Source organism: Acinetobacter sp. 148 (assembly GCF_031196675.1).
Taxonomy (GTDB): Bacteria; Pseudomonadota; Gammaproteobacteria; order Pseudomonadales; family Moraxellaceae; genus Acinetobacter; species Acinetobacter baumannii.
This window is the reverse complement of sequence record NZ_JAVIMT010000045.1, coordinates 1-2,729: the sequence shown is the minus strand read 5'-3', so window position 1 is coordinate 2,729 and position 2,729 is coordinate 1. Positions and strand designations below refer to the sequence as shown.

Genomic DNA, 2,729 nt, shown 5'->3' with positions numbered 1-2,729 from the left:
TGGAAATGTCCATATAGGACATTTCTATTTGGTTATTAGGTAGGACATTTCTACTTAGGAATAACATCTTTTTGAAATAACATTGTTTTTCATATATTTAAAAATTTATCATCCCCCTAAAAAACAAAAAGAAACCGACTTGGAAACAAGTCGGTTTCTTTTTAAGCAATTTTGATACTTCTTGCCAATAAATTTGGTTGAAAAATAATCAAAATCGTAACTATTCCCAATTTATTAAGGCTTCCGTTTCTGAAATTATCCCCAATTTCTGCGGACAACTCTTGGGATAAAAGTCTTGCATTTTGTATTCGATCGAATACAATTGAATTAGATAAGAAGGAACTCGCATGATTGAAATTAAACGTCTGCCTGAATTTGATGAATGGCTAGATGGTCTTAAAGACAATATGACTCGAATCCGCTTGAATCGTCGATTAGATAAGGTCCAACGTGGTAATTGGGGTGACATTAAACCACTCCAAGATGGTGTCTGGGAAATGAGAGAGTTCTTTGGTGCTGGTTGGCGGATGTACTACATCCAACATGGTGACGTTGTGATCGTGATGCTTGGTGGTGGTGAAAAATCTACACAGAAAGATGACATCAAGAAAGCGGTCAAACTATCGAAAACATTGGAGGATTAATATGGTTAAAGTCGCTGATTTACCAAGTTTTGATATGGCTGAGTCACTCAAAACTGAAGAAGATATTGTAATGTACCTCAATATGGTTCTTGAAGAAAATGATCCTGCTGAATTAGCGCACGCACTTGGTGTAATTGCTAAAGCAAGAGGTATGACCCAAATTGCGAAAGAAGCAGGTATTGGACGAGAAGCCCTTTACAAAGCACTTCGTCAAGACTCAACGCCTCGTTTTGATACGATCAACCGTGTTGTGAATGCTTTAGGTTTAAAATTGACAGTTCAACATACTTAAAATTTAAAAAATATAATAAAAAAATGGGAGTTTAAGGCTCCCATTTTTTTATTATATAACGCCCATTCCATTGAATGGCTCCCATTTTTAGATTCGTATAATGCCCACTATATTAAATAGAAAATTTCTAGAAGTAATAAAAAAAGATTATTTATTAACCAATAAATCAAAAACTATCTCACTAATTAGTATAACTTTATTGCAAAACTTTATTTATATTCCCAATATATGCAAATCCTTTAAATCAATGATTTATGGGTTTTTATATAATTTCAATATTTATTCATGAGATATACAATGAAAAAACTGCTTTTGGTATCACTTCTTGGGACTGTTGCAGCAACTACAGCAAATGCTGGTAGTACAACAATTCAGCCATATGTAAGCGCTGGTTATACATTTTTAAATAACGATGATGTTGATGTACATTTTCTAGGTCTGAATGGTGGTTTGCAATTTAATGAATATGTTGGTGCTGAAGTATTCTGGAATAAATCTGTGAATGACATCGAGTTCGATGGCGATTTAGAAGAACTTGGTGTAAGAACTGATGCCGATGTTCAATACTATGGTATTGGCTTAACAGCTAAATATCCTTTAGCAAATAACTTCTATGCTAAAGGTATGGCAGGTTATGCACGTGTTGACCTCGATGTAGATGCTACTTATCAAGGTTATACAGTTTCAGCTAGCGAAGATGATTCCGGTTTAATCATTCAGGCTGGGGCTGGCTATAACTTCACTCCAAACTTGGCTGCAGAAGTAGCTTACACACACGTTAATGCGTTTGATGGCTTTAATGGTGTAAATGCTCAATTAAAATATAACTTCTAATTTGTTGAGTAAAAGAGCGAGGAGAAAATCCTCGCTTTTTTTGGAAATTTGTACAACAGCCATTATGTTAAATGAAAGAAGTAGTGAATTTATTCTGTCTTATCAGTAGGAAGGTATAAAAAAAGACCAATAAGTTTTTACACTTATTGGCTTTTTCCTTTATTCGTAATTAGTGTTTAGGTGGCAATTTATGCTCTGGATGATGCTTCTTCATGTCATGTTTTGAAGAGGCTTTATGATCGGGATCTCTTTTCATATCATGTTTTGGTGGCTGTGGTTTTTTATCAATATGGTGCTGAGCTGGTGGCTGTTTATGATCCTGTACTGGAGCAGCCATCGGAGTCATTGTGAATGAGGTTGCCATTAAACCAACGAGTAAACCAGAGATAATCTTTTTCATTTCTAAACTCTAAACCTGAGAACTTATTTGATAAGAGGATATTAGGACTGCTTTATGGAGATTAGATGGATAATAATGTGAGATTTAAGTAAATTATTTTCCTCATTAAAACATGATGATTCAACTATATGTTTTTATTATATTTGAGTGAAATCACAGCCTATTTAAAGACCAAATAAATGGTTATTTTGCATTCTAAGTGTTTGTTTTATATTCTAAATTAATCCTTATTTCCTTCTTAACTTTAACAAAAGAATTACATTAAATAATTATTTAAACTTGGTTTCTCATGTTTAATGAAATTATCAATTAAAAGACAAAATGATTAGGTGTGGTATGAATACATTAATTAAAGCAATTGTTTTATCAGTATCAGCTTCTGTTATGGGAGCTTCTGCTTTTGCCGCTCCACAAGAAAATCATAATCAGCCTAAACACGTTAATCAGCATAAAAAACAAGTTGACCAACATAAGAAACAGCCTGTAGTTCAAAAAGTTCAAGCTCAGAAGCATACTGTAAAACCTTCACGTTGATGTGTGATGTATGCTGAAAAAACAG

General features: G+C 33.6%; 5 protein-coding genes. 4 read left to right on the top strand and 1 reads right to left on the bottom strand.

The features are described 5' to 3' along the window. The first annotated feature begins 347 nt into the window (after nt 1-347). The 3 genes from RFX69_RS08675 to RFX69_RS08665 all read left to right on the top strand — a co-directional run bounded on the left by RFX69_RS08675 (nt 348) and on the right by RFX69_RS08665 (nt 1,770). A complete protein-coding gene (locus tag RFX69_RS08675) occupies nt 348-644 on the top strand; it encodes a type II toxin-antitoxin system RelE/ParE family toxin (RefSeq protein ID WP_000569859.1) in 297 nt (98 codons plus the stop codon). A gap of 1 nt (nt 645) precedes the next feature. Continuing rightward, nucleotides 646-936, top strand: a complete 291-nt coding sequence (locus RFX69_RS08670) for an addiction module antidote protein (protein ID WP_000241337.1) — start codon at nt 646-648, stop codon at nt 934-936. Nucleotides 937-1,233: 297 nt separating this feature from the next. After that, entirely contained in the window at nt 1,234-1,770 is a 537-nt protein-coding gene (locus tag RFX69_RS08665) for a porin family protein (RefSeq protein ID WP_000735148.1), read from the top strand. 169 nt (nt 1,771-1,939) lie between these two features. Here the strand turns inward: RFX69_RS08665 and RFX69_RS08660 are convergent, their stop codons facing one another. Continuing rightward, complete coding sequence (locus RFX69_RS08660; protein WP_000720782.1) at nt 1,940-2,170, bottom strand: hypothetical protein; 231 nt, start codon at nt 2,168-2,170, stop codon at nt 1,940-1,942. Nucleotides 2,171-2,506: 336 nt separating this feature from the next. Here RFX69_RS08660 and RFX69_RS08655 point away from each other — a divergent pair, with 336 nt between their 5' ends. After that, a complete protein-coding gene (locus tag RFX69_RS08655; RefSeq protein ID WP_252146410.1) occupies nt 2,507-2,704 on the top strand; it encodes a hypothetical protein in 198 nt (65 codons plus the stop codon). Nucleotides 2,705-2,729: the final 25 nt, after the last annotated feature.